Origin of the sequence: Sphingobium sp. BS19 (genome assembly GCF_027925545.1) — a bacterium.
GTDB lineage: Bacteria > Pseudomonadota > Alphaproteobacteria > Sphingomonadales > Sphingomonadaceae > Sphingobium.
Map to the genome: position 1 here is coordinate 14,879 of NZ_BSEF01000025.1, position 23,884 is coordinate 38,762.

The 23,884-nt window shown below is 57.7% G+C and carries 23 protein-coding genes, 1 tRNA gene and 2 pseudogenes; 9 read left to right on the top strand and 17 right to left on the bottom strand.

Going from position 1 to position 23,884, the window contains the following annotated elements:
* Positions 1-92: 92 nt before the first annotated feature.
* Positions 93-169 (bottom strand) — tRNA-Pro (locus tag QMG56_RS20290).
* Between the two features lie 418 nt (positions 170-587).
* On the opposite strand from QMG56_RS20290, the gene QMG56_RS20295 reads away from it, so the two are divergent.
* Both QMG56_RS20295 and QMG56_RS20300 read left to right on the top strand, forming a co-directional pair.
* Positions 588-2,150 carry a DUF389 domain-containing protein gene (locus tag QMG56_RS20295; RefSeq protein ID WP_281824459.1) on the top strand — a complete coding sequence of 521 codons (1,563 nt, stop codon included), beginning with the start codon at positions 588-590 and terminating at the stop codon, positions 2,148-2,150.
* The gene (locus QMG56_RS20300) at positions 2,147-3,937 is read left to right on the top strand and encodes an SLC13 family permease (protein WP_281824460.1); all 1,791 of its coding nucleotides are present in this window, start codon (positions 2,147-2,149) and stop codon (positions 3,935-3,937) included. Before QMG56_RS20295 ends, QMG56_RS20300 begins: the two co-directional genes overlap by 4 nt.
* Before the next feature lie 80 nt (positions 3,938-4,017).
* Here QMG56_RS20300 and QMG56_RS20305 read toward each other — a convergent pair whose 3' ends face one another.
* The 5 genes and pseudogenes from QMG56_RS20305 to QMG56_RS20325 all read right to left on the bottom strand — a co-directional run bounded on the left by QMG56_RS20305 (position 4,018) and on the right by QMG56_RS20325 (position 7,675).
* Positions 4,018-4,557 carry a M48 family metallopeptidase gene (locus QMG56_RS20305; RefSeq protein WP_281824491.1) on the bottom strand — a complete coding sequence of 180 codons (540 nt, stop codon included), beginning with the start codon at positions 4,555-4,557 and terminating at the stop codon, positions 4,018-4,020.
* Positions 4,558-4,767: 210 nt separating this feature from the next.
* Positions 4,768-5,070 (bottom strand): annotated as a pseudogene (locus tag QMG56_RS20310) (glycosyltransferase); the annotation flags it as partial.
* A 7-nt stretch (positions 5,071-5,077) separates the two neighbouring features.
* A complete protein-coding gene (locus QMG56_RS20315) occupies positions 5,078-6,487 on the bottom strand; it encodes a glycosyltransferase (RefSeq protein ID WP_309298592.1) in 1,410 nt (469 codons plus the stop codon).
* A 161-nt stretch (positions 6,488-6,648) separates the two neighbouring features.
* Positions 6,649-7,344, bottom strand: a complete 696-nt coding sequence (locus QMG56_RS20320; protein WP_281824462.1) for a DUF4163 domain-containing protein — start codon at positions 7,342-7,344, stop codon at positions 6,649-6,651.
* Positions 7,345-7,480: 136 nt separating this feature from the next.
* Entirely contained in the window at positions 7,481-7,675 is a 195-nt protein-coding gene (locus tag QMG56_RS20325) for a hypothetical protein (RefSeq protein WP_281824464.1), read from the bottom strand.
* Between the two features lie 143 nt (positions 7,676-7,818).
* Between QMG56_RS20325 and QMG56_RS20330 the strand changes: the two genes are divergently transcribed.
* The 4 genes from QMG56_RS20330 to argC all read left to right on the top strand — a co-directional run bounded on the left by QMG56_RS20330 (position 7,819) and on the right by argC (position 11,478).
* The gene (locus tag QMG56_RS20330; protein WP_281824466.1) at positions 7,819-9,216 is read left to right on the top strand and encodes a M17 family metallopeptidase; all 1,398 of its coding nucleotides are present in this window, start codon (positions 7,819-7,821) and stop codon (positions 9,214-9,216) included.
* Between the two features lie 63 nt (positions 9,217-9,279).
* Complete coding sequence (locus QMG56_RS20335) at positions 9,280-9,687, top strand: MarR family transcriptional regulator (protein ID WP_375713737.1); 408 nt, start codon at positions 9,280-9,282, stop codon at positions 9,685-9,687.
* Positions 9,647-10,555 carry an NlpC/P60 family protein gene (locus QMG56_RS20340; protein ID WP_281824468.1) on the top strand — a complete coding sequence of 303 codons (909 nt, stop codon included), beginning with the start codon at positions 9,647-9,649 and terminating at the stop codon, positions 10,553-10,555. The genes QMG56_RS20335 and QMG56_RS20340 overlap by 41 nt, the downstream gene beginning before the upstream one ends.
* Positions 10,552-11,478: an N-acetyl-gamma-glutamyl-phosphate reductase gene (gene argC / locus QMG56_RS20345; protein WP_281824470.1), complete on the top strand. Its 927-nt coding sequence runs from the start codon at positions 10,552-10,554 to the stop codon at positions 11,476-11,478. The genes QMG56_RS20340 and argC overlap by 4 nt, the downstream gene beginning before the upstream one ends.
* A 4-nt stretch (positions 11,479-11,482) precedes the next feature.
* Here the strand turns inward: argC and QMG56_RS20350 are convergent, their stop codons facing one another.
* The gene (locus tag QMG56_RS20350; protein WP_230189438.1) at positions 11,483-11,692 is read right to left on the bottom strand and encodes a hypothetical protein; all 210 of its coding nucleotides are present in this window, start codon (positions 11,690-11,692) and stop codon (positions 11,483-11,485) included.
* A gap of 199 nt (positions 11,693-11,891) precedes the next feature.
* Between QMG56_RS20350 and QMG56_RS20355 the strand changes: the two genes are divergently transcribed.
* Complete coding sequence (locus QMG56_RS20355; protein ID WP_230189437.1) at positions 11,892-12,068, top strand: hypothetical protein; 177 nt, start codon at positions 11,892-11,894, stop codon at positions 12,066-12,068.
* A gap of 58 nt (positions 12,069-12,126) precedes the next feature.
* Complete coding sequence (locus tag QMG56_RS20360) at positions 12,127-13,446, top strand: sorbosone dehydrogenase family protein (RefSeq protein ID WP_281824472.1); 1,320 nt, start codon at positions 12,127-12,129, stop codon at positions 13,444-13,446.
* On the opposite strand, the gene QMG56_RS20365 is transcribed toward QMG56_RS20360, so the two are convergent.
* Positions 13,436-14,269, bottom strand: coding sequence for an ATP-binding protein (locus tag QMG56_RS20365; RefSeq protein WP_281824474.1), 834 nt, complete (start codon positions 14,267-14,269; stop codon positions 13,436-13,438). The two genes, QMG56_RS20360 and QMG56_RS20365, sit on opposite strands and share 11 nt — an antisense overlap.
* A 98-nt stretch (positions 14,270-14,367) precedes the next feature.
* Between QMG56_RS20365 and QMG56_RS20370 the strand changes: the two genes are divergently transcribed.
* Positions 14,368-15,333, top strand: a complete 966-nt coding sequence (locus QMG56_RS20370; protein WP_281824475.1) for an L-threonylcarbamoyladenylate synthase — start codon at positions 14,368-14,370, stop codon at positions 15,331-15,333.
* Positions 15,334-15,365: 32 nt separating this feature from the next.
* On the opposite strand, the gene QMG56_RS20375 is transcribed toward QMG56_RS20370, so the two are convergent.
* The 9 genes and pseudogenes from QMG56_RS20375 to QMG56_RS20415 all read right to left on the bottom strand — a co-directional run.
* Positions 15,366-15,650 (bottom strand): hypothetical protein, encoded by a 285-nt coding sequence (locus QMG56_RS20375; RefSeq protein ID WP_375713736.1) that lies wholly within the window; start codon positions 15,648-15,650, stop codon positions 15,366-15,368.
* Positions 15,651-15,781: 131 nt separating this feature from the next.
* Positions 15,782-16,930, bottom strand: coding sequence for a glycosidase (locus QMG56_RS20380; protein ID WP_281824477.1), 1,149 nt, complete (start codon positions 16,928-16,930; stop codon positions 15,782-15,784).
* Positions 16,931-17,128: 198 nt separating this feature from the next.
* Positions 17,129-17,632 (bottom strand): ferritin-like domain-containing protein, encoded by a 504-nt coding sequence (locus QMG56_RS20385; protein ID WP_230189432.1) that lies wholly within the window; start codon positions 17,630-17,632, stop codon positions 17,129-17,131.
* A gap of 143 nt (positions 17,633-17,775) precedes the next feature.
* Positions 17,776-18,309, bottom strand: coding sequence for a peptide-methionine (S)-S-oxide reductase MsrA (gene msrA / locus QMG56_RS20390; RefSeq protein ID WP_230189431.1), 534 nt, complete (start codon positions 18,307-18,309; stop codon positions 17,776-17,778).
* Positions 18,310-18,369: 60 nt separating this feature from the next.
* Entirely contained in the window at positions 18,370-20,073 is a 1,704-nt protein-coding gene (locus QMG56_RS20395; RefSeq protein ID WP_281824480.1) for a long-chain fatty acid--CoA ligase, read from the bottom strand.
* 154 nt (positions 20,074-20,227) lie between these two features.
* Positions 20,228-20,929, bottom strand: coding sequence for a DUF1013 domain-containing protein (locus tag QMG56_RS20400; RefSeq protein WP_281824487.1), 702 nt, complete (start codon positions 20,927-20,929; stop codon positions 20,228-20,230).
* Between the two features lie 129 nt (positions 20,930-21,058).
* Positions 21,059-22,105 carry a glycosyltransferase family 1 protein gene (locus QMG56_RS20405; RefSeq protein ID WP_281824482.1) on the bottom strand — a complete coding sequence of 349 codons (1,047 nt, stop codon included), beginning with the start codon at positions 22,103-22,105 and terminating at the stop codon, positions 21,059-21,061.
* Complete coding sequence (locus QMG56_RS20410) at positions 22,102-22,989, bottom strand: UDP-2,3-diacylglucosamine diphosphatase (protein WP_230189428.1); 888 nt, start codon at positions 22,987-22,989, stop codon at positions 22,102-22,104. The genes QMG56_RS20405 and QMG56_RS20410 overlap by 4 nt, the downstream gene beginning before the upstream one ends.
* A 94-nt stretch (positions 22,990-23,083) precedes the next feature.
* Positions 23,084-23,758 (bottom strand): annotated as a pseudogene (locus QMG56_RS20415) (zinc-binding dehydrogenase); the annotation flags it as partial.
* Positions 23,759-23,884 lie beyond the last annotated feature (126 nt).

A 23,884-nucleotide genomic window follows, 5' to 3' on the forward strand; every position in this document is an offset into this window, starting at 1 on the left:
GTGTGAGACGATTTTATACCAAGCAATGCGTTGAAAACAGAGTATTTTTTCAGACGCTTTGAGACTTTGTTGGTCGATTTGGACCGAAAAGTTGGTCGGGGAGACAGGATTCGAACCTGCGACCCTCTGCTCCCAAAGCAGATGCGCTACCAGGCTGCGCTACTCCCCGACGTGACGATCGGCCCTGGTGGGTGCCCGATCGGATAATGGTGGGTCCGGCAAGCCGTTAAAAGTATAAACCCATGAAAATAAACAATATTTCTTATTTCCGTTGCTGTCTTACTCCAGTTTTCCCTTCAATGGCAAGCCCGCCCTTCGCGATTGCGAAAATCCTGTTCCTGAAAGCTGAGCCTATCGATCGACGCAAGCCCCAACTCAGCGTGCACCCTATGACACTTTCAAGCGGGCTGAATCGAGGATCAAAGTCGTGTCGAATGAGCGCCCCGCCACCTTGCGAAACCGAGCCGCGTCAGGCCAAGCAACTCTAATACCGCTAAAAATCGTGCTATCACTCGTCACGGGGCAGACACCACCGCCCAGCCCTCCTATCAGGTGGACGTTGTTGTAGGTTTGGTGACGAGGAATTGATGACAGGGGCATCCGATGTGGAGCGCGACACGGTTCGGGACAGATTGGATCGCCTGACGATTTATCGCTGGTGGCGCCGAAAGGTTGTGGCACCGGTCGATCACGAAACCGTAGTCGCAAGAATTATCGACGAAAGCGGCTGGTCGCCACGCTATGCTTTCATGACGATGATGTCGGCCGGCATTGCGGTGCTTGGCTTGTTGCTATCATCTCCAGCCGTGGTCATCGGCGCGATGCTGATTTCTCCCTTGATGAGCCCCATCTTGGGATTCGGCTTCAGCTTGGCGCTATTCGATTTCGCGGAAATGCGTAGATCGTTGAAAGCGTTGATTATCGGCACGGTCGCCGCCGTCGCATTTACCGCACTGATCGTCACATTATCGCCGCTTCAGGCTCCGACGTCTGAAATCGTGGCGCGAACGCGGCCCAACCTGTTCGATCTCGCAGTCGCGCTGTTCGCAGCGTTGGCCGGTAGCTTTGCCGTTATCCGCGGTCGAGGTGAGACAATCGTCGGCGTTGCCATCGCGACCGCACTGATGCCCCCGCTTGCCGTTGTGGGCTACGGCCTCGCCACGTGGAACCTGCCGGTACTGGGCGGCGCCTTTGCGCTGTTCGTCACGAACTTCATCACCATTGCGCTTTCGGCCACAGTAATGGCTCGTTATTACGGGTTTGGGCATCATCTTTCCAGTCGGCAAACCTGGGCGCAGACGATCGTGCTGTTGCTGGTATTCGTTGCGATGGCAGTGCCGCTGGCGCTATCGCTCGGCAGGATTGCGCGAGAGGCCTTGGCGGTGTCGCAGGTCCGTTCGCTGCTGAACGACCGATATGGTTCTGACGCACGAGTGACCCAGTTAGAAATCGATTTCGACCGTACCCCCATTGAAATTAGATCGGTCGTCATCGCGCCGCGCGGGCGAACACAGAAAGGCGCAGCGCTGCAGCCCTCGATCGAGAAAATGCTGGGCCGCCCCGTCAGGCTGGATGTCGATCAGGTCATGCTCGATGCAGGCGCCGGTGCAATCGATGCCCAGCGCGAGGAACTGCGTCAGGCAGGCGAGCAATCGAAAGCGGAAGCACAGCGGGCGACGGCGCTGGCGCGCATGGTTGCGCTCATTACAGGCGTTGCACCGGACGATATCGTTATTGATCGCGACCATCATCGCGCGACTGCAGCCGCACTTGCCTTGCCCGGGGCCACCGTAGCAACGTATCGGATATTGGAGCAACGCGCGGCCGCAGAGGCGGATGGGTGGGACGTTGCAATTATCCCGCCCCAAGGCCCGCTTCCCGAAATCACATTTGCCGATAACGTCGATACTCTCGATGCTGCCGGTCGTGCTGCGGTGCTGACCTCCGCTTGGGCAGCCAAGCGCTGGAATGCCCCAGCGCTGGCGGTACCCGGCCTGCCCCGTGGCCCCGCTTCTGCTCAACCCGGCCTAGCGGAACGCCGGGGGCAAGCGATCGCCGCAATCCTGGCCGCCGAAGGAGTCGATTCGGCCCCTGCAGCTCCCGCTGGCCAACGCTTCGTTCTGACGATATCGACAGGTAACCCATTATGATAGCAGCGCCATCCCCTCATGCTATCGGTGCAATCCTGCTGACCGGGGCAATGTTCTATGGCTTCGTGTCGGGCCGCGCGCGGGTCGAGATCATCTCGCTGCTGACGATCAGCGCTATCGCCCTGGGGCTGTATTCTTTCCCGCTGCCCGGCCACGTGCCAACCGATGGGCTGAAACTCGCATTCGAAGGATTCGGTCACTATGCGCTGGTCACGATCTGCGCGCTGATGGTGCTGGGTCGGGGACTGGTGACCACCGGAGCGCTTGAACCGGTGGCACGGCTGCTAACACGGGTTTGGCGTTTCAATCAGCAGGTCGGTTTGCTCGTTACACTTATGCTTGCGTTCGGCATGAGCATGATGGTCAACGATACACCGGTGTTGGTGTTGATGCTCCCGATTATGGCGGCGATTGCGGCCAATGGTGGAATGCCGGCCTCGCGAACGCTTATCCCTGTAAACAGCGCGGTCCTCATCGGTGGCATGTCCACCACTATCGGCACATCGACCAATTTGCTCGTCGTTTCCATTGCAAGCGACATGGGGCTGCCGCCGATGACGGTATTCCACTTTACGCCAATTGTCTTGATGGCGGCGCTGATCGCATTGCCGTTTATCTGGTTGGTCATGCCACGTTTATTGCCCGACAATTCGGTGGCGGCAGGTCATGATCCCCGCCGTTTCACGGCCTTGCTTCGGCTGGGCAACAATTCCGTTGCGCGCGGCCTGTCCCGTGATGAGTTGAACGCGCTGCTGCCTCCTGATGTCGAAATAACCGGCACCGTGGGCAATGACGGGCGGATTATGGTTACGGCAACACATGCTGCGTTGGAAGAAACGATGCGGGTGCTGGGCGCGACAGCAGCACCGGCTTGGCTCATGGACCGTCTTCGCAGCGGCTATGCGGCGACGGGTGAAGACCTGACAGTCATCGAACTTTCGATACCCAAGGACACCGGCCTTGTAGGCAAGAACGCAACTTCGGCCAACGTAGCAGAACTCTACAATGTTGCGATATTGGGTGTGCATCGCGCGCGTCGCTCGTGGCTCCCCCAGACTGCCGTCGAGAATAGTCGAGATACTGCATTTGCAGAAGGCGACATACTTTTAGTCGTCGGCACGCTGGCGAACATTCAGCGCATGTCGCTGGCTGAAAACATGCTGGTCCTCGACGGCGCGAAGGAATTGCCGCGGACCACCAAGGCGCCGCTGGCGCTGGCCATCATGGCGGCTGCCGTGATCCCGGCGAGTGTCGGCATCGTGCCGATTGCCATCTCGGCGCTAGGCGGAGCAATCGCGATGCTGGTTACGGGGTGCGTGCGCTTTGACCGTATTGGCCGCGCTTTGTCTGCGAAGGTGATCGTACTGGTCGCCGCCAGCATTGCGATTGGGCGTGTGGTGTTGGAAAGCGGGGCTGCGGCATGGCTCAGCGGATTGCTGGCAATCGGGTTGCAATATCTCCCGGCAGCAGGCGTCTTGGCAGCCGTGATGCTGTTTGTGACCGTGTTGACCAATTTTGCATCGAACACGACTGCCGCAGCCGTCGGGACGCCAATCGCTTTTACCCTCGGTCAGCAACTCGGCATTCCCGTCGAACCGCTTGTTCTTGCCGTCCTGTTCGGGTGCAACCTTTGTTACGCAACGCCGGTCGCCTATCAAACCAACATGCTGATTATGTCGGCGGGCGATTACAAGTTCGGAGACTATACGCGAACGGGGCTACCCCTTGTCGCGCTAATGATCGTTACGCTCTCGGCGCTGCTGGTTCTGCGCTACCGTCTGTTTTGAAGAAACACTCATGGCGCCGTCGTGACAACGGCACAGCTTCCGGCCCTTCGCCTGACGCGGAAAGACGTCGTGGCTTTTTGTTAGCCTTCTGCAGCCAGCCCCATCTGCGAATTGAAGAGGTCAAGGTTATGCTGCGCAAGAAAGCTGCCTCGTCCGTGGACGCTGCCTTCCAGATCGGGACGCTCGCCGATGTCCAGGCATCGTTGCCACGACCACTGCGAAAGAGGCAGCCAATGATCCATTGCCCGATCAAGGTCGTTCATTGCCTTTTCCAGCGCGAGATTGCCGAACACGAAGAAAAAATCCGGAGACTCCTGCCACAGAGGCATCTGCGCGTCGGCGATATCAAGCGCTTGATCGACTTTCCCGCTTTTGCCTAAACAATGCAGGGCCCTGATGATTAATTCATGCCGCCAGTTGGCATCTTGCGGTGTCCGGGTCATCGACCGGGTATAGTAGTTACTGGCTTCCAAAAAATCGTCGCGAATTTCCGCCTCTTTGCCCAATTGATACAGGGTGTAGGGGTCGTCCGGGTTTTCCTTGAGGTCAAGCAGAAGGAGCTCACGATTGCGCTCCTGCTTGTTGGCCATCTGTGCAGTCAGATAGCCGTCATGTTCCAAATGCAACTCCAGCCGCCTGCGCGGAAGGGGCGATTGCACTTGTTCATGTATGCGCCCCTGAAAGCGCGCTCCGCGCGGTAACAAGCGGGTTATCCAGCTACGACTGCTCGACGGTGCCACGTCGCTGTTGCCACCCCCGGGCATTTCAAACTGACTGTGGATGCAGACTGCGCCCAATTGGGGATTGCCTGCGCACCATTCGCGCAGCTTATCGCCCCCCGTCACGATCCACTCATCGGCGTCGATGACGAGATTCCAGTCTGCATCGGCGATATCCAGGACATGGTTTCGAGCAATGGAGAAATCGTCCGGCCATTCGATACGATGCACCTCCGCGCCACAGCTTTTTGCCAGATTCATCGTCTCGTCGGTAGAACCCGTGTCGAGGACGACTATTCGGTCGACCCATGGACGCACGCTCTCCAAGCACCGAACTATGCAGCGCGCCTCATTCCGAACGATCAGGGTTGCAGCCAGTTGTGGGCCCGGCGCAGCGGTTGTGATGTTGGCCATTGTGCGATCAGCTTTTGGTGATCAGAGCCAGCAACGATATGCGGTTGAAGAACCACATATGTTCAATTTTCCAGTCGGTATACTTAGCAATCACGTTGGAGAATGTGTAGGGCGTATACCAACAGTTATGATCGGGATGTACAACCTCGACAAAGGTCTGCGTGCTGCCGATATAGTCAAAGTGACGATTGAAGCACTGATATGCGTCCGGGACCGATATGATATAGCAAGGCGCGTTTAGCGTATCGAGCTGCGCAAGAAATCCTTGAATATCGGGAACATGCTCCATCACTTCCGGCACAAGTACGATATCATACTCGTCTGTCAGCTCCGCCATGTCAGAGAACAGGCTGTCTCGTACATAGGGCGCCAAAGCCTCAAGGGCTTCGGCATGAATATCGAAGCCGTCAAGCCTGAGGCAATGGGGTTCCAATGCCAGATGGAGCGATGCTTTGGGATCGGTAATGGGCCAGTCGGCGCAGCCGATATGCAACACGCGCTTGCCTGCGCACATAGTTGCCAGCACATCGAGGCGGTTCACATTCGCAATGTCCGTACTCACCTGCACATGCTGCACGAAATAGGGCTCATGAAGCTGTTCGAGCGATGACTGTGCCGCCATATCGTCGGATTGATCGTTTGCAGGCTTGCGATCACAATCCACCGCCGCTTCCGGCCGGATAGAATAGTCTGTCTGCTCCGCGACATTGGGCAAGCCCTCATCGCAGTTCAATAGACTGATCTCATCATAAGCGGCGCGCGTGCTTCCCCACAATTGATGCGCATATACCGGGCCGTCGCCGTTATATTTCAGACCCGAGAAATGCTGCGGTATAAAGTAATGGCTCGGGTAGATTTTCAGATCGTGATATTCATATTTTCTGAAACTGTCCGTAAGCCGTTGGGGGCCGACCGTTTTCCAGGCCATGTCATTTACGACGGATGCTTCGTTCTGGATGTCCAGAATGATCTGCCCAATAAACGGGTTTTGCGCCTCTGCGCCAAAATAGCCTGCCGCGATTAACCCAGGACGGGCAATTTCACTTTCCCAGCATGCAAAGGCACGGCAATCCAGCAGGTCTTCGTCCAGCGCGCGGACGCATATGCTATCGGCATCCAGTACGACCCCGCCTTCATTATACAAGATTTCCCAGCGCATCATGTCGGCTACGCCATTAAGCTCTCGCCCCCACATTTCTTTCATATGCGGGGCGTTTACCCATTCATTTTCGGTCAGATCGCAATTTCCCCAGATCCTGATCGTCCAGTCTGGATGGTGTCGCTCCCAAGTCGCTATACAGTTGTCTGGTCGTTTGCTGTCATCGCCTACCCATATGAAGTGCAGAATTTTGGGAATTCTGTTGCTGACCTCTAGCGGCATTGCCGGGGCCTGGGCTGCTGAAATCATATGCATCATCGCCTGCGCATTTGCGTGATCTGTCCAGACACAAACTTGGGCAGTTGATCTGGGGCATCACCGGTGGGACTGCGCACCTGCTATAATATTACTCCTAACAACGAATTAACCATAGTCACAGGCCTTCGGATCGGCGTGCGTTATCGAACCGACACTCGTCACTATCCTTTGGCAAATGCGTCGCGCCACTCGGGTTTGATCGTCGAGAGCAAGGCTCTGTCGACCGGTAGCGCAATTTCGTAGCTTCCCTCGGCATATGGGCCGGCTTCATAAGGCCCGATAACGATCAGCAACTGGTCGACAGTCTTGCCATCTTTCGAAATGGGGACAATCGTCTGTTTTAACGGATCGACGCAACGATCGAATTCACTGTCGGCCGATGCAACCGGGGCGCCACGCTTCTCAGCCCGCGCATCATTGAGCCTCTTGCAGAACTCGGGGGTAATGACAGTCGCCAACGCATTGCGCGAGATGGTCATATCATCGATGCTGACTTCACGCTTTGCGATCTTATCCCACAGGAGGGTCTTATACCCTGTCATGCCGTGCGCACCGCCGGTGTAGAAATAACTTTCTGCAAGCAGTCCTAACAGCCTAGGAGTTGCGGCTTCCACGGTCCATTGCGTTTGGTAGCTATGCGTATGGAAGGGAAAGCCGCTTTCCTTTGCGCTGGCCTGATCGCTCTTGGCCGCCTTGAGCGCAGCCGCCTTGTTGGTCTTCATGTCATCGGTCAGGCTTGCGACGATATCAGGGACCGCCGCGGCCGCAGCCGGATAGCTGTACTTGAATTCCAGAACGTCGGTACTGTCGTCCGCTGCAAACGCCTTGGCCATCGGCACCTTGGGCGCTGGGGGCACGATGGTGCTCGTGGATGCCGTCTCTTCGTTCTTCGGTTTGGGCTGGTCGGGGGGTGAAGGCGTACAGGCACAAACCCCTAACGCGACTGTTGAAAGAATGGCAGCGCGCAACATAAGGAGATTAGGCATAGCGGACTTAATGCGCGTGAGTGGCCAGCCGTTCCGCGATTGCCTGCCGAACATATTCGCCTTGCAAGACGATGCCTGCATCTGGCCAGCCTTCGCCTACCAGCGCCTGCTCGATTTCGCGCACGATCGTGAAGCGCCCGGTCTCCGCCAGGGCATAAGCGCGGGCGCGAACGGCATGATCTTTCTTGCTTCCTGCAAACATCCTTACTCTCCTGCTTTTTTGGTTGTTACCCAGCATCATATGCCTATTCGCTGTCGCTTCAATGGTTCTTCGCGATGGACAGGACACAGGACGCGGCGAAAAGCTGCCTTTCGTGCCTGCCACCTTTGCCCTACATCGGTGCAATGACCGATTTTAGCGAACTGCTCAAAGCCGACAGCGGACAGCCCGCGCGTTCCATACAGCTGGTTGACGGCAACAGCTTTACCGAATGGCTCAAAGCACAGCCGGAACGAGCCCGGACCGCAGTAACGGCGCAGAAGTTTAGCGGCAAAGGCTATGAATATGCGATATTGCCTGGGGATCGGGCAGACGAATGGTCCGTGGTATCGGGCGTGGCGAATGTCGATAGCCTGTCGAGCTGGTGCCTTGCCAAACTTGCCGAGGTCTTGCCTGCTGGCACATATCGACTGAGCGAACGCCGTCCCGGTCCGGCCATGCTGGGTTGGCTGACCGCGCAATATGGCTTCGAACGATATCGCCGCGATGACACCCCAATAGGCGCGCGTGTCCTGTTGACCGACGATGTACGGCGGATCGAGCCGGCAATCCTTCTTGCCGAAGCCGTCGCTATGGTTCGCGACATGGTAAACACGCCCGCCGCCGACATGGGACCGCCGCATCTAGAGGAAGCCGCCGGTGCCATCGCATCGGCTTATGGCGCGCGGATGGACGTGACCCAGGGGGATGCACTCGCAACAGGCTATCCCATGATCCATGCCGTAGGGCGCGCAGCGGACCGCGCCTTCGCGCCACGCTTGATCGAACTGACATGGGGCGATCCCAAACACCCCAAAATCGCCATCGTCGGCAAGGGCGTCTGTTTCGACAGCGGCGGTCTGGACATCAAACCATCCGCGGGCATGCGCATCATGAAGAAGGATATGGGCGGCGCGGCGCATGCTCTGGCGCTGGCCAAGCTGGTTATGGCCAGCCGTTTGCCCGTGCATCTCCATGTCCTTGTCCCGGCCGTGGAAAATGCCATCAGCGGCAACGCGTTTCGGCCGGGCGATGTATTGGCGACGCGCAAGGGGCTGACCGTCGAAATCGGCAATACGGATGCCGAAGGGCGACTGGTGCTGGGCGACGCACTAACGAAGGCGGTCGAGGATAGCCCCGAGTTGATACTGGACTTTGCAACGCTCACCGGCGCTGCGCGCGTTGCATTGGGTCCGGACTTGCCGGCCCTTTTTTCTAACGACGAACCAATGGCACAAGCGCTGATCCAGGCGGGGACCAATGCCGACGACCCGCTGTGGCGTTTGCCATTATGGGGCGCCTATGGCGACATGTTGAAATCCGACATTGCAGACGTCAACAATGCGGGTGAAGGCGGCTTTGCCGGGTCGATCACGGCAGCGCTCTTTTTGCAGAAGTTCGTAGCCGATACGATAGCCTGGGCGCATTTCGACACCTTCGCATGGCGCCCTTCTGCAAAGCCGGGGCGTCCCAAGGGTGGCGATGCTCTGGGACTGCGCGCGGCATTCGCGATGTTGCAGGCGCGTTATGTCCGAGAGGCGTAATAGGAATTTGATAGCCCCGCTGCCCGTTACGCAACCGGACCTGATGTTGTGCGTTACGGTGCCATGGAAGTTCAGGCAGCCCCCAACGACAACGCCCGTGCACAGCGCAGCACGACCCCGATGCTCGACAAGTGGATGCAGACGCTCGTCGACTATGTCCGCTCGGGCGAACCGGACCTTACGAACCGTCAGATGGCGTTGATGATGAAGGTATATGTCGAGCCGGGACCACACACGGTTCGCGGTTTGGCAGAGGCGCTGAACGTATCGAAACCCGTAATTACACGCGCTCTTAACAAGCTGTCTGCTCTAAGCTATCTGCGCCGCGAACGCGACGTGGCCGACCGACGGAATATCTTCGTCGCGCGGACATCCAAAGGGGCAGATTTTCTTGACGGATTCAACGGTTTCATCGCAGGAACGAACCGCGATGAACGACACCGAAGCAAAAGCGCCGAGCGCGCAGCCTGACCGCACGCGATTCAAGCTTCAGGGCCGTTCAGCAGTTTTAGACAAGCGCGTTCACGCCATTCGCAGCGACCTTGCCGATATGTCGTTGGCGGGTGTTCTGTTCTCTGCACATTATGCGCGCGCGGTCGAAATGAGTTGCGTATGGCCCGGAGCGCCCGTGCAATCCGCCAAATCGGTCGGAGCCGAATGCGTTACGCAACTGCTGCGGGGCGAAATTTTCCATGTCCTGGATGTCACAGCCGACTGGGCCTGGGGTTTCTGCGGGCATGACGGCTATGTCGGCTATGTGCGACGCGAAGCGCTGGACGTACGGGAAACCGCGACGCATCGTATATCCACATCGCTGGCTCCGGTCTTCTCCGATCCTGATATAAAGTCGCGGATCGTGGATTATTGGCCGCGTGGGTCGGTGTTTCCGGCAACTGTCGAAGGCGCGTTTCTGTGCTGTGCCGAAGGGTTCGTACATCAACGTCATGCTACCGATGCGATAATTCTGGAGAATGACTGGGTTGCGGTTGCCGAACACTATCTGGGCCAGCCCTATATCTGGGGCGGGCGTGGGCATCAGGGCGTGGATTGCTCTGGCCTCGTCCAGATCGCCTTGGCTCAGTGCGGCAAGTCTGTGCCGCGCGATACAGACTTGCAGCGCGAAAGCATAGGCACGGTATTATCCGACGAAGAAACACTCCAGCGGGGCGACTTCATTTTCTTCCCCGGCCATGTCGGGATGATGATGGATGAAAGCCGATTGCTGCATGCCAATGCCTATTGGATGACAACCGTCATAGAACCACTGGCGGATGTCGTCGCACGGTTGGCACCGGATCATCATCAACCGATACTTACGCGGCGGAGAATAAGCCGATGAGCACAAATGTCTTCATCGACGGTGCGGCTGGAACGACTGGCCTGGAAATCCGGGAAAGGCTGGCCGATCGCGCCGAGCTTTCGCTGATCACCTTGTCCGATGTCGAGCGCAAGGATGCCAACGCACGCAAGCGGGCCCTGAACGATGCCGACATCGTAATCCTGTGCCTGCCGGACGATGCCGCGCGTGAGGCCGTTTCGCTGATCGACAATGATCGGACGAAGGTTATCGATGCGTCCACTGCGCACCGTGTTGCGCCCGGCTGGGTCTATGGCTTCCCCGAAATATCAGGGCATGATATCGTTTCGACATCGAAACGAATTAGCAACCCCGGCTGCTACTCCACGGGATTCATTGCCCTTGTCGCCCCACTGGTGCGCGCAGGACTGATCCCCGCCGACTGGCCGCTCGCATGTAACGCAGTGTCGGGTTATTCCGGTGGCGGCAAAGCCATGATCGCGGATTATGAAAGCACTTTGCACGTATCGACTTATTCATCTTACGCCCTTGGCCTTAGTCACAAGCATGTGCCGGAAATGCAGGCGCATTGTGGGCTGACGATCTCACCGATATTCGCGCCTGCGGTAGTTCCGTTGCATCGGGGGATGATCGTGGACATACCATTACCGATAGGAGCGATGCCGGGCACCCCCTCCCCCGCCGCGATGCGCGCTGCCTTGCGCGACCATTATGCGGGATCGCCTATCGTCCGCCTGGTAGAAGACTATGGCGCGTCGACCCTGACCGTCGAACGCTGCGCGAACAGCGACCGGCTCGACCTTTTCGTCTTCGCCAATGAAGCGGGAACACAGGTGCGACTGGTCGCTGCGCTCGATAATCTTGGAAAGGGTGCAGCAGGTGCAGCGGTGCAGAACCTCAACATCCTTGCGGGCCTTGAGCAGACCGCAGGCCTGAAGCTCTGACGCTTTAGTGCAGCGTACCTAACGGCAGTTCGATCGACAGCAACAGGATCAGCCGCTCGATTTGGCGCCAGCGGCAAAAGTGAATGTGGTTGCCCAGATCGCGGCTGTGATCGGCGCGGATCACGGCTTCATATGCAGCATCGTCGCCATACATGGCCATGAGCTCCGCGGCATCATCGACACTCGCGCGATCAGACAAATAGGGTAGCAGCATGAATGCCCTCATGTGACGCCGGGTGAACCCCGGACGGTTGTTGCTGGCTCCGATGTTCACACATCATGCCAGAACTGCGGGATGGGCGGTTGCTGCGGGCTTCGATAGTCAACGAGACGTTATCTACATGCCATATCGGGACATATGCACCGTTCCGGGACATCTGGCGTCCCGTAGTGAAGCATGGCAAGGAGGCTTCATGACGACACCTGTACGAAAGAACCCGACCGGCGCCGGCGCCATCATCGCATTTCTGGCTATTGGAGGCGTTATCGGTGGCGGGCTGTTGGGACAACCGACCATCGGCTTGTTGGTGGGCGTCGGCACCGGCATTTTGATCGCAGTGCTGTTATGGCTGCGCGAACGCGGTCAATAGCACGGGATTTCTGCTGACGACGCTTGCGGGAGGAAGCGTGCCGACCTAGATCATTCCCATGAAAAAATACCTGGCTCTGCTCCTCGTCATTCTTGCCGTCGCGGCAGGCGGCATCTTCTATATGGCGCGGGGCGACACGGCCCAATTGAAGCCGGGCGAAGACATTGGGCGCACGCCCAACTTCACCCTTGCGCGCCGGGAAATCATCCCAACCGTCAACATTGCCGATGTGGTGGGATGGAAGGCCGGGGAAAAGCCTGATGCTGCCAAGGGGCTGACCGTCGAACGCTTTACCGAAGGCCTCGTCCACCCCCGTTCCATGATGCGCCTACCCAATGGCGACATACTGGTTGCAGAGACCAATGGCCCCAAGGGTGAAGCGACCGGCCTCAAAGACATGATCATGGGGTGGTTGATGGCGAAAGCAGGCGCAGGAGTCGCCTCGCCTAACCGTATCACTTTGCTGCGCGACGCCGATGGCGACGGCAAGGCCGAAGTGAAGACAGCCTTCCTGACAGGCCTTAATTCGCCTTACGGCATGGCCTTGGCGGGCGACACTTTGTACGTCGCCAACACCGATGCCCTGATGGCCTTCCCCTACAAGACCGGCGAAACGAAGATCACCGCCAAGGGCCGCAAGGTGATGAACCTGCCATCGTTGGCGCCCAATATGCATTGGACGAAGAACCTGCTCGCCAGCCCCGATGGCAGGTTACTGTACATTGCGGTTGGATCGAACAGCAACATAGGCGAAAATGGTCTCGACAAGGAAGAAAACCGCGCTGCCATTTATGAACTGAACCTCAAGACCGGAGATAAGCGTATATATGCAAGCGGCTTGCGCAATCCTGTCGGCATGGCTTGGGAACCGTCGAGCAAGGAGCTGTGGGCCGTCGTTAATGAACGCGACATGCTTGGTAGCGACCTCGTCCCCGACTATCTCACCCGCGTCGAATTTGGCGGCTTCTATGGTTGGCCCTGGATATATTGGGGCGGCTACGAAGACCGCCGCGTTCAGCCCGAGCGACCGGAACTGCGGGAATACACCCACCGTCCAGACTACGCGCTGGGCAACCATGTCGCACCTTTGGGGCTGACCTTCGCCAACGGCGCAGCGCTTGGAGCCCCCTTCGACCGCGGAGCCTTCGTCGGTTTGCATGGCAGTTGGAACCGCAAACCCGCCGCAGGGTACAAGGTGATGTTCGTACCGTTCACCGCTGATGGTCAGGCAACCGGGAAACCTGTCGACCTGCTGACCGGTTTCCTCGACAAGGACGGTGACGCCCGTGGCCGCCCCGTCGATGTCCTGATCGATCAAAAAGGCGCGGTTCTGGTCAGCGACGATGTAGGTGGCATAATCTGGCGGGTCAGGAAGTAAGCGACTTCCCTGCCCGCCCCGCCAGTTCGACAACATATTGCCATGCGACCCGGCCCGATCTGCTGCCGCGCTGGGTCGCCCATTGGATAGCATCCAGCGGTTCGAAACGGAGATCGAAGCGCCGCGCATAGCCCGACACGATAGCCAGATAGGCATCCTGATCGAGATTGTGAAACCCGAGGCTAAGGCCGAAGCGATCCGATAGGGCCATCTTGTCATCGACGACATCGCGCACATTGATAGGGTCGTCTTGCTCGTTCAGATAGCGCGGCAGGATGTGCCGCCGGTTTGACGTGACGTAGAGGCGAACGTTGGCAGGACGCGCCGTGGCGCCACCCTCCAGTAACGATCGCAACGACCGGGCGTCGCCGCCATCGTCGTCAAAGCCCAGATCATCGAGAAACAGGATGAAGGGCCGTGTCGATCCACGCAGCAAGGCAAATAACGCCGGCAGGCTCGCCAGACTGTCGGTGGCGCACTGGACGAGAGCAATGTCCTGCCCCGCCCCCTGTAACCGCGCTACGCAGGCTGCCACAGTTGCTGACTTACCCGTGCCACGCGCGCCCCATAGCAATGCATCGTGCGCGGGATATCCCGCTGCATGGCGACGGCTGTTTTCAAGCAAGGCGGACTTTTGCGCATCGATGCCGGACAGCAAATCGAATGCGACCGGTGCAAAGGCATCCACCGGCCGGATCGCTATCCCATCCCAGTGGTAGGCAGGCGCAACATTCAGATCAACCGGAGTGACGGACGCAGGCGATACGTTACGGACCAATGCTTCAAGAGCGTCGGCAATGCGGCTAAGGGCGGGATCTGTCATACATGGCGCTCTATCGGCGAGAAGGATGTGCAGCAAGCGTAACGGTTTTGACGCTTTGCGCTTCTAAGCGAGCGTGAGCAAAGCTATAGCGCGGGACAGTGACCATTTCCCAACCCTATTTTACCACGCGCATATGCCGATATGACACCGCTGCGCTGCGTGAGGCAGCAACGCTGATCCGCGCTGGGGAACCTGTCGCGGTGCCGACAGAGACTGTGTATGGCCTTGCAGCAGATGCCACCGACGATCTGGCCGTTGCAGCGATTTTTGCAGCGAAGGGGCGACCGGGCTTTAACCCGCTGATTGTCCATGTGGCGGATCGGGGCATGGCCGAGCGGATCGCCACCTTAAATCGCACTGCGGACATGTTGGCAAATGCGTTCTGGCCCGGGCCGCTAACGATGGTCCTTCCGCTGCGCGCAGACAGCAACATCGCACCGCGCGTTACGGCGGGTCTTGCGACCATTGCACTGCGCATGCCCGCCCATCCAGCGATGCTCAGCCTTATCCGCGAAAGTGGCAAACCCCTCGCCGCACCGTCGGCCAATGCCAGCGGATCTATAAGCCCAACGCGCGCAGAGCATGTATTGGCGAGCCTGGGCGGCAGGGTTCGTATGATACTAGATGCAGGACCAACCAGCGAAGGGCTTGAATCGACCATTGTCGCGCCAGAAGAGCAGCGCATTCGCATGCTGCGCCCCGGGTCGGTCACGCCCGAGATGCTGGAAAAAGCGAGCGGCCTACCTGTCGTCGTTGCGCAACAGTATGTTCCGATGGAAGCTGTTGAAGCGCCGGGGCAACTAGAGAGCCATTATGCCCCCAGCAAACCCCTCCGCCTGAATGCGGCGAACGCGGAACGGGATGAATATATGATCGGCTTCGGCCTGATCGCATGCCACTATAATCTCAGTCCGGAAGCCGATCTTCGGGAGGCAGCCTCCAACTTGTTCGCTGCCCTACATCTGGCTGACGCCAGCGCTGCTACACGCATCGCCATCGCTTCCATCCCCTCAGACGGGATCGGCATGGCAATCAACGATAGACTACGACGGGCCGCCGCTTAATTTCAGGGACAATCGGCGACACACCGCAGCGTTCAATTGCAATCGTCGTAACCCGCTTCCTTGCAGGCACGACGCCGCTCCTTGTCGCGCTTCTTCATTTCCTTGCCTTCTCGCTCTTCCTTCTTGCGCATTTCACGGCCGTAGTTGCGATCCGATTCGTCCTGGCTGGTCGTCGCCCAGTCCGCTGCTTGCGCCCCGGCCCTGACCGGCAAAGTCACAATGTCGACCGCCGTCCGGGCAATACAGCCAGGCAGCATCAGCAGTGCCACTGCAGCAGCTAACCACAAAGGCCGGAGGCGATCTACCTGTCGAAACATTTGATTCACTCCCCGAAACCGTCAACAAAACAAGGCTATGGCAGATAAAGACTGCTGCAGCCTCGCCATGCCATGAACCGGGCAAGCGACGCTATAGGCAAATCGCGATAGCCCTATCAATGCCGAGAGCATCAAGTGGGCGGTGCAATTGCAAATACCGAACACGGGATATGCGTAATACGACACGCAAGGTCGCCTTCACCCGATGCTACAACATAAACATCGCCATGCTTGGCGATTCCCGTCGTGAACACGACGTCGTGCACGTACATTTGATGCTCGATGGGGTGAGTAAGCGCCGGATTTGCTTCAAGCAACGGCGTATTTTCCGTGTGCAATACGATGCTTGGATCGTCCCGATCCAGAATTGACCAGTAGGTTCGATAGATGCCAACGACGTCTTTCGGCTCGACACCATGCCAAAATGACAGCCAGCCAGCCTTTGTCAGAATTGGGGGCGTTCCCCCGCCCATTCGCTCCGTCGCTCGTGTAGTTGCATGTGGCCGCAATCCAGGCTTGCGGTACGGTTTCCAGAAATGGGCATCAGGAGAGAGCGCAAGGTTTATCGAAGGGCCAGCGCGCCAACCGCTGCCAGGCGGATAAGCAAAGTACAGGTCGCCCAGAGGCCGAGTCTGCGCCCAATAATGATTGTCGATGAGGCCTTCGAAAATCAGCATGTCCTTGTTCTGATGATCGAGGACAATGTCTTCAAAAGTCCAGTCGAGGCCGTTGGTCGAGCTGTAGAGCGTAGTCGCGTGACGTTCCGGACTGACGGAACAGGTCGTCATCAGCCATCGTTCGCCGACCTTGCTTATCCGTGCATCCTCCAGCCCATAGCATTGAAAGTCGAACGCGGGTGCAATTGCCTTGTCATAGTGAATCTCGATGCGTTCGCGACCGTCAGGGCTAAGCTCCACAGGTAACAGCCACGACAATGACGTCAGCGCCATTGTCTTCCAACTATTGCCGCAAAGCATGAATTTGCGCGGGTCGGTCGTATCGGCCTGTTCGAGGGGCCAAGCATCGACAGCAAAGCGGCCCAGTGCATCGTCCTTGATGGCTTCCCATCGAATGGTGTGAACATGGCCGTCGACCACCGGATGTCGCAACGCCTCTGCTATGCGAACCATCATTAGCAGGTTGCCGTTTGGGAGACGTGTCAGTCCCGGATTGAAAGCGCCCAGCACATGAGTCTCGACGGATAGATGCCCGGCAAGCGGTGAGCGCAAGAGGTCAATGTCATCGGGAACGAGAACAAGCTGATCAAATGGGAAAGCCATTCCTACGCCGACATTTGTGGAGCGGAGTTTTTCGAGTCGGCCGACAGCATCCTGATATTCCTCTGCGACAAAGTTTATAGGGCAGTATTGAGCCCGCTTTGCCACGGATTCTGTGTCGCGGATATGGGCGCGCACAGAACCTTTCCCACGCCATATCGATGTGCCATCCGTGAGAGATAGCCCACGGATGGCAACAGATCATGCGTCTTCAGCCTGTATGTTAACGGTCGATTCTGCCAGCTTCGTCATATATTCGTCGCCGCCGTAGATATCCTTGGTCGCATTGCGTAGTTTCTTGTTGTCGTCTTTCAGCCCGAGAGCCTTGGCATAAGCAGCCGCCGTGCCGAACCCAGCGATGCCATAATGCGTCATGCGCTGATATTGTGCGATGATGAGAACGTCGAGCACTGGCCCTTTATCAGGACCTTCTTCAAGCACATGTTTCGTTGCCTCGGCAACAAGCCCTTCCATGCCTTTGCAATGGTCCTTCGACACCTTCTCATTCTGTCCTGCAATCAGCTCTTTCAGGATTGCTGTGTGGCCGGCGATCCCTTCCTGCGATTCAGTAAGCATCTCTTTGAGCGACGCATCGCTTGCTTTCGTGGCGAACTTCTTGATGACTCTCAACATCTGGTCGTTAGCGGACCATAGATCCTTCAGTTCATCGACATACACATCATTGAGATTTTCCGGGGTCGACACAGGCGCTCTCCTTCTTGCCAAACGAAATGTCCAACATGGTTGAGGAGCGTATGAAAGCGGATGCAGTTCCTGTTAAACCAGCCAGCCTGATGTAAGTTAGTGTGTTTTCGTGGCGACCGGCGGATACCCTAACGGCCTGATGATCACGCCTCCAGTCGTTGGGAGAATTTGCTTTGCAATTTCTTCAGCTTCGGCGGGATCACAGCCATACAATAAGGGTTCTGAGTGCCAACGCGATCCCAATATTGCTGGTGATAATCTTCGGCGGGATACCATTCTGTCAAAGGCTCGATCGTTGTGACGATAGGATCGCGATGATCGGGTTGCGCGCGCACTATCGCCTGCTCCGCGGCAACCTTCTGCCCGGCGTTGTGGGGAAAGATAGCGGAGCGATATTGCGTGCCCACGTCATTGCCCTGGCGGTTCAAAGTCGTTGGATCATGCGTCACGAAATGAATGTCGAGCAGATCTGCAAAACTGATAACCTCAGGATCGAACGCGATCCGAATCGCCTCGGCATGGCCGGTGCGACCGCTGCATACTTGCTCATAAGTTGGATCGGGAACGGTGCCACCTATGTAACCGCTCGTGACCGAGGAAACCCCCTTCAGCCGTGTATATACCGCTTCCGTGCACCAGAAGCAGCCTCCAGCCAGCGTTGCAATTTCTTCTGCCATATAATGTTCTCCGTTGCGTCCTAGATAGGAGGACAACAGCGCAGGACAAGCGCAGCGCGACTAGGCGGATACTTTAGTAGCCGCTCGCGCACGCTCCTCGACAACGAGTTCCTTGCGCGACAATTTTCCGACCAGTGTCTTGGGTAAAGCTGTACGGATTTCCACAGCGGCGACGCGTTCATGCTTCCCCAATTGCGGGTTCAGCCAAAGTTTCAGGCTTTCTTCGTCGACTGCCACTCGGGTGTCGTCGCCATCTTGCAACGTCACGAAAGCCTTGGGCATTTCGCCACGATAGCTATCCGGAATACCGATGACCAATGCTTCCTTGACTGCCGGGTGGTGATACAGGATTGCCTCGATCTGACTAGGAAACACTTTGAAACCGCCAACCGAAATCATGTCCTTCAATCGATCGACGACGCGAATATAGCCATCCTCATCGATTTCCCCGACATCGCCAGTACGCAGAAATTCGCCGACGAATGCGTCGCCATCGGCATCGGGCCGCTGCCAATAGCCTTTCATGACCTGCGGGCCGGAAAACACGATTTCACCCGGCTCGCCCGGCGGCGGCGGGCGTGTCGGGTCTTCCTTGTCCACTAGCTTGACCAGCGTACCCGGCAAAGGTTGGCCGATAGTGCCAGTCTTGTTCAATCCCTCATAAGGATTGGTCGAAACGACACCGCTGCTTTCGGTAAGCCCATAGCCCTCGACCACCTTTGCACCCGTCACCGCTTCGAACCGCTGCTTAACCTCCAGCGGCAAGGGTGCGCCCCCAGAAATACACACACGCAGCGATGAGTAATCGATATTGCCGACGGCCGGATGATCCAGAAGCGCCTGATACATGGTCGGCACGCCCGGCAGGGACGTTGCCTTGGTTCTGCCGATTGCAGCCAGCACCTGCACGGCTTCGAAGCGCGGCAGCATCACAATCTCTCCACCGTTCAGTACGGTGCGATTGAGGACACAAGTATTGGCGAAAACGTGAAAGAAGGGGAGGACGCCGATGATCCGATCCGCCTGATCGCGACGAGGATCGACGGCTTCCACCTGACGCGCATTGGCGCTCAAATTCTGGTGGGTCAGCATCGCACCCTTGGGCTGGCCAGTAGTGCCTCCGGTATATTGCAACAACGCAATGTCATTGACCGGATCGATCGGCGCAACGGCACAAGCGCCTTTGTTGGCGATGAGCTTGGAAAAGGCGATGACACGCGGATCGTTCGGGCGCTCGACGCTATCGGCCTTCTTGAACAATCGATAGAAAAGGGATTTCGTGGTCGGCAACGCTCCCGCGATTGAGCCGACGACCAGTTTCTCGAGGCTACTGCTTTCGAGAACTTTCAGTGCCGTGGGCAATAATGCCTTGGCCGACAGCGTGAAGAGAATTTTTGTCCCGCTGTCCTCCACCTGATGCGACAACTCCGCCGCAGTGTAGAGGGGAGAGAAATTGACAACCGTGGTCCCGGCCATCAGCGCGCCATAATAGGCGGCGACATAATGCGGTACATTGGGCAAGTAGAGACCGATCCGGTCCCCCTTTTGCACGCCCATAGCCTGTAGTCCGCAGGCGACGCGCCGCACTCCGTCGAGGCATTCTGCGTAGCTATACTTGCGTCCCATGAAATCGATGAGATGCGCCTGCGGATGGGCAGTGGCACTATCGATGAACATGTCCGTCAACGACAATGGCGGGAACGACTGATCCCACCGTGTCGGATGATTATAATGGCTGTTCCAGATGATGTTTTCGCTCTCCATTTACATAGGTGTAAGTGGAGATAATCAGGCTGGCAATCCGGTAAAATCCCGACAATTGCTACAAAGAGCGGGACGCATAAAAAAGGGTGCGATGCCGTAACGGCATCGCACCCCGCTAATTTTATTCACTGGCATTGCTGCCGTTAGTGGCGATTCAGACTTCGCCCTTGTTGCTGCTGAACGGGTCGATGATCGTTGCCGCTTCGTTGATGAATTCCGCGGCAGCATGCTCGGCGGATTCGGCATGCAGCGCTTCTTCGGCACGACGTACGTTGTCGTCGCGTTCGCGGCGCAACTCTTCGATCAGGGCGGCGCGGTCGCCATCCAGACGGAGGTCGGTGGGCGCTTCGATACCTGCTTTCTTCGCGGCCTTCGTCACCAGTGCGTCCAGCTCCCGCTGCGAGCAGAGACCCAGCGTCACCGGATCCTTCGGCGTGATGTTGGCAATGTTCCAATGGCTGCGTTCACGGATCGCCTGAATGGTGGTGCGCGTAGTGCCGATCAGGTTGCCAATGGCACCATCGGAGATTTCCGGGTGGTTGCGGATGATCCAGGCGATACCGTCCGGCTTGTCCTGACGCTTCGACACCGGCGTATAGCGCGGACCCTTGGTGCGACGGACGGGTTCCGGCCCCTTCTGAATGATCAGGCGATAATCGGGATTGGCTTCACCCTTGTGGATTTCGTCCATCGTCAATTCATGGGCGCGCACGGGATCGCGGCCGGTATATTTTGTGGCCGCGGTGTCATCTGCAATCGCTTGGATTTCCAGGATGTGCAGGCCACAGAATTCAGCAATCTGCTCAAAGCTGAGGGCAGTATTGTCGACCAGCCAACTGGCGGTCGCATGAGGCATGAGCGGCTGGGACACGTAAGCTCTCCGAAACTACAAACAATAAGGGCCGCCCCTCGCGGGACGGCCTGTCGTAGCGGATATGTAATCCAATCTAATGCAGACAGCAAGGAAAAGCGTTGGAATGTGGACTCAGGCTGCGTCGGCGAGCGCTCCCGGTTCCACCGGATGTAGCCCCGCAAGAAACTGACTGGCGCTCACTCTCCATGTGAAGCAACGGCCATAGGCCGCGCAGGCATCCCGGTCGCGGGTCAATGCTTGGGCAATGGCGTCCTCCAGCGTTTCGGAAAGACCCCCGGTTTCCGGCGTTACGATATCGACCGGACCGGTGACGGGATATGCCGCAACGGGGGTCCCGCAGGCCAGCGCCTCAATCATGACGAGGCCGAAGGTGTCGGTGCGGCTAGGGAAGACAAACACATCGGCACCTGAATAAGTACCCGTGAGGTCGGGTCCAGATAACGCCCCCAGGAACAGCGCATCGGGAAATTGCTGCTCCAGCGCGGCGCGGGCCGGGCCGTCGCCTACGACTACCTTAGTGCCAGGATGGCCGTTTTGGAGAAAGGCTTCCAGATTTTTCTCAATGGCGACGCGCCCCACATAGAGCTGGATCGGTCGCGGGAGGTTAGCAAAGGCAGGATGCGGCTGTACGTCTGGGCCAAATCCGGTCTGGTCGACCCCCCTGCCCCATGGCCGAACCTGCGCTATGCCATGGGCGCGCAATTGCTCACGAACGGAGCGCGTGGACACGAGTACGGACTGTGCAGGCCCATGGAACCAGCGGATATAGCGCCAGAACCATGACGCCGGCAGTCCGGTTCGCTTGGCGACATAATCGGGGAAATGGGTGTGATAGGCCGTGGTGAACGGTACCCGATTACGCAGGCACCAATGGCGCGCCGCCAAGCACAGCGGACCTTCCGTTGCCAGATGCACGGCATCGGCCTGAAAATCCGCAATCACCCGCCCGATGGTCCGTGCACGTGCCAGCGCCAGCCGGATTTCGGGATAGGTAGGGCACGGAATGGACCCATATTGATCGGGCGAGATAATCTGCACCTGATGCCCCATCGTCCGTAACTCCGCGCTGACCGATTGCAGCGTGCGGACGACACCGTTGACCTGCGGCGTCCATGCGTCGGTTACGATGACGATGCGTTGGGGGCCGCTGGCCTTCATGCCGCCATCAGTTCCTGGGCACGCGCAGCTTCGGCAGCCTTTGCCGCTTCACGCGCAGCAATCTCATCCGCCCAGTGGAGGACTTCCATATGGCCGTCCATATGTTCGACCAGAGCCGTGCAGCCTTCCACCCAATCGCCGTCATTATAATATTCAATGCCAGCGATTTCGCGGATTTCGGCATTGTGGATATGCCCGCAAACGACACCATGGACGCCGCGCGTACCGGCCTCATGCGCCACCACTTCCTCGAACTTGGAGATGAATTCGACAGCATTCTTGACTTTGTGCTTGGCCATCTTTGACAGCGACCAATAGGGCAGATCGAACCAGTTACGCACCTTGTTGACCCAGAGGTTGAGGCTCATCAGTGCGTGATAGGCTGCGTCGCCCACAAAGGCGAGCCAGCGATGCGCAAGCATGATGGTGTCGAACTCATCGCCATGCAAAACCAGAAGTTTCCGACCGTCCGCCGTCTCATGGATCGCCTTGCGCCGAATTTCGACGCCGCCGAAATTGAGGCCGGTGAACTGGCGGAACATTTCATCATGATTGCCGGGGATATAAACGACGCGAGTGCCGCGTTTTGCGCGCTTCATGATGCGCCAGACGATATCGTTATGCGCGGCGGGCCAGTAGAACCGCTTTTTCAGCCGCCAACCATCGATGATGTCGCCGACAAGATACATCGTCTCGCTGTCGACATTGTCGAGAAAGTCGATCAGCAGCTTCGCGTTACAACCGCGGGTGCCAAGATGAATATCGGAAATCCAGACCGTGCGATATTTACGACGTCCTTCAACATCGCTTTCCGGCACCAGAAGATCTACGTGATCCAGATCGTCAACGTCGGCCAGAAACGGCAGGCGGGTAATCTTATCCATGTGCACTCCCAAGGATAACGTCCTCGGGAATGAATCAATAGCTTCACTCTGTTACATTTTAAGTTGAAATATGACGGAAATACTACTTGAAGGTCTAAACCGAACTGCTGACGATAAGCACGATTTTACCCACATGGTCGCCCGCTTCCATCCGCGCGTGAGCGGCGGAGGCCAGTTCCAAGGGGAAGGTACGATCCATGGCCGGACGTAGCTTGCCGCGCTCGACGAAGGGCCAGACCGTACGGACCAACTCATCGGCTACCAGTCCCTTGAAGGCCACGGAGCGCGCACGCAGCGTGGAACCAGTAAGCGTCAACCGGTTCTGCATGATTTGCGGGATGAAGATTTCAGCCTTCGGTCCTCCCAGAACAGCGATCGAAACATGACGGCCGTCCGGCGCGAGACAGGCAAGATTGCGCAGCACGTAATCGCCGCCCACCATATCGAGTACAGCCTGCACCCCGGCACCGTCCGTAATCCGATTTACTTCGGCGACATAGTCAGCATCGCGATAATTGATGGCATGGGTCGCGCCCCAATCCAGCGCGGCCTTGCACTTGTCATCCGATCCGCATGTGACGATGATGTCGATGTCGAACAGATTGCACAGGCGGATCGCCATGGTCGCAATGCCGCTCGTCCCCCCGTGTACCAGCACTGTATCGCCAGCGACGACATAGGCGCGCTCGAACAGATTGGTCCAAACGGTAAAAAGCGTCTCCGGCAAAGCCGCCGCTTCGATCATGTCGTAACCTTCGGGAACCGCTAGCCCGTCTTATTCACCGTGCTTAGTTAGAAGGGTTGGCGGGAGTGGCCTAAGCAGTTGCTTTATAGTAGGAAAATGGGTGTCGAAGCCAATCCTGCAACGAGGCAAAAAATGCCACAAGCCACACCC

What these genes read in the sequence shown, in the direction of transcription:
- QMG56_RS20350 (WP_230189438.1), bottom strand. Translation starts at nt 11,692, where the DNA reads ATGCTGCTACCCTATTTGTCTGATCGCGCGAGTGTCGATGATGCCGCG.
- QMG56_RS20395 (WP_281824480.1), bottom strand. Translation starts at nt 20,073, where the DNA reads ATGGAGAGCGAAAACATCATCTGGAACAGCCATTATAATCATCCGACA.
- QMG56_RS20360 (WP_281824472.1), top strand. Translation starts at nt 12,127, where the DNA reads ATGAAAAAATACCTGGCTCTGCTCCTCGTCATTCTTGCCGTCGCGGCA.
- QMG56_RS20380 (WP_281824477.1), bottom strand. Translation starts at nt 16,930, where the DNA reads ATGGCTTTCCCATTTGATCAGCTTGTTCTCGTTCCCGATGACATTGAC.
- QMG56_RS20405 (WP_281824482.1), bottom strand. Translation starts at nt 22,105, where the DNA reads ATGAAGGCCAGCGGCCCCCAACGCATCGTCATCGTAACCGACGCATGG.
- QMG56_RS20325 (WP_281824464.1), bottom strand. Translation starts at nt 7,675, where the DNA reads ATGTTTGCAGGAAGCAAGAAAGATCATGCCGTTCGCGCCCGCGCTTAT.
- msrA (WP_230189431.1), bottom strand. Translation starts at nt 18,309, where the DNA reads ATGGCAGAAGAAATTGCAACGCTGGCTGGAGGCTGCTTCTGGTGCACG.
- argC (WP_281824470.1), top strand. Translation starts at nt 10,552, where the DNA reads ATGAGCACAAATGTCTTCATCGACGGTGCGGCTGGAACGACTGGCCTG.
- QMG56_RS20410 (WP_230189428.1), bottom strand. Translation starts at nt 22,989, where the DNA reads ATGGATAAGATTACCCGCCTGCCGTTTCTGGCCGACGTTGACGATCTG.
- QMG56_RS20295 (WP_281824459.1), top strand. Translation starts at nt 588, where the DNA reads ATGACAGGGGCATCCGATGTGGAGCGCGACACGGTTCGGGACAGATTG.
- QMG56_RS20375 (WP_375713736.1), bottom strand. Translation starts at nt 15,650, where the DNA reads ATGTTTCGACAGGTAGATCGCCTCCGGCCTTTGTGGTTAGCTGCTGCA.
- QMG56_RS20335 (WP_375713737.1), top strand. Translation starts at nt 9,280, where the DNA reads ATGGAAGTTCAGGCAGCCCCCAACGACAACGCCCGTGCACAGCGCAGC.
- QMG56_RS20355 (WP_230189437.1), top strand. Translation starts at nt 11,892, where the DNA reads ATGACGACACCTGTACGAAAGAACCCGACCGGCGCCGGCGCCATCATC.
- QMG56_RS20400 (WP_281824487.1), bottom strand. Translation starts at nt 20,929, where the DNA reads ATGCCTCATGCGACCGCCAGTTGGCTGGTCGACAATACTGCCCTCAGC.
- QMG56_RS20365 (WP_281824474.1), bottom strand. Translation starts at nt 14,269, where the DNA reads ATGACAGATCCCGCCCTTAGCCGCATTGCCGACGCTCTTGAAGCATTG.
- QMG56_RS20300 (WP_281824460.1), top strand. Translation starts at nt 2,147, where the DNA reads ATGATAGCAGCGCCATCCCCTCATGCTATCGGTGCAATCCTGCTGACC.
- QMG56_RS20315 (WP_309298592.1), bottom strand. Translation starts at nt 6,487, where the DNA reads ATGATGCATATGATTTCAGCAGCCCAGGCCCCGGCAATGCCGCTAGAG.
- QMG56_RS20330 (WP_281824466.1), top strand. Translation starts at nt 7,819, where the DNA reads ATGACCGATTTTAGCGAACTGCTCAAAGCCGACAGCGGACAGCCCGCG.
- QMG56_RS20340 (WP_281824468.1), top strand. Translation starts at nt 9,647, where the DNA reads ATGAACGACACCGAAGCAAAAGCGCCGAGCGCGCAGCCTGACCGCACG.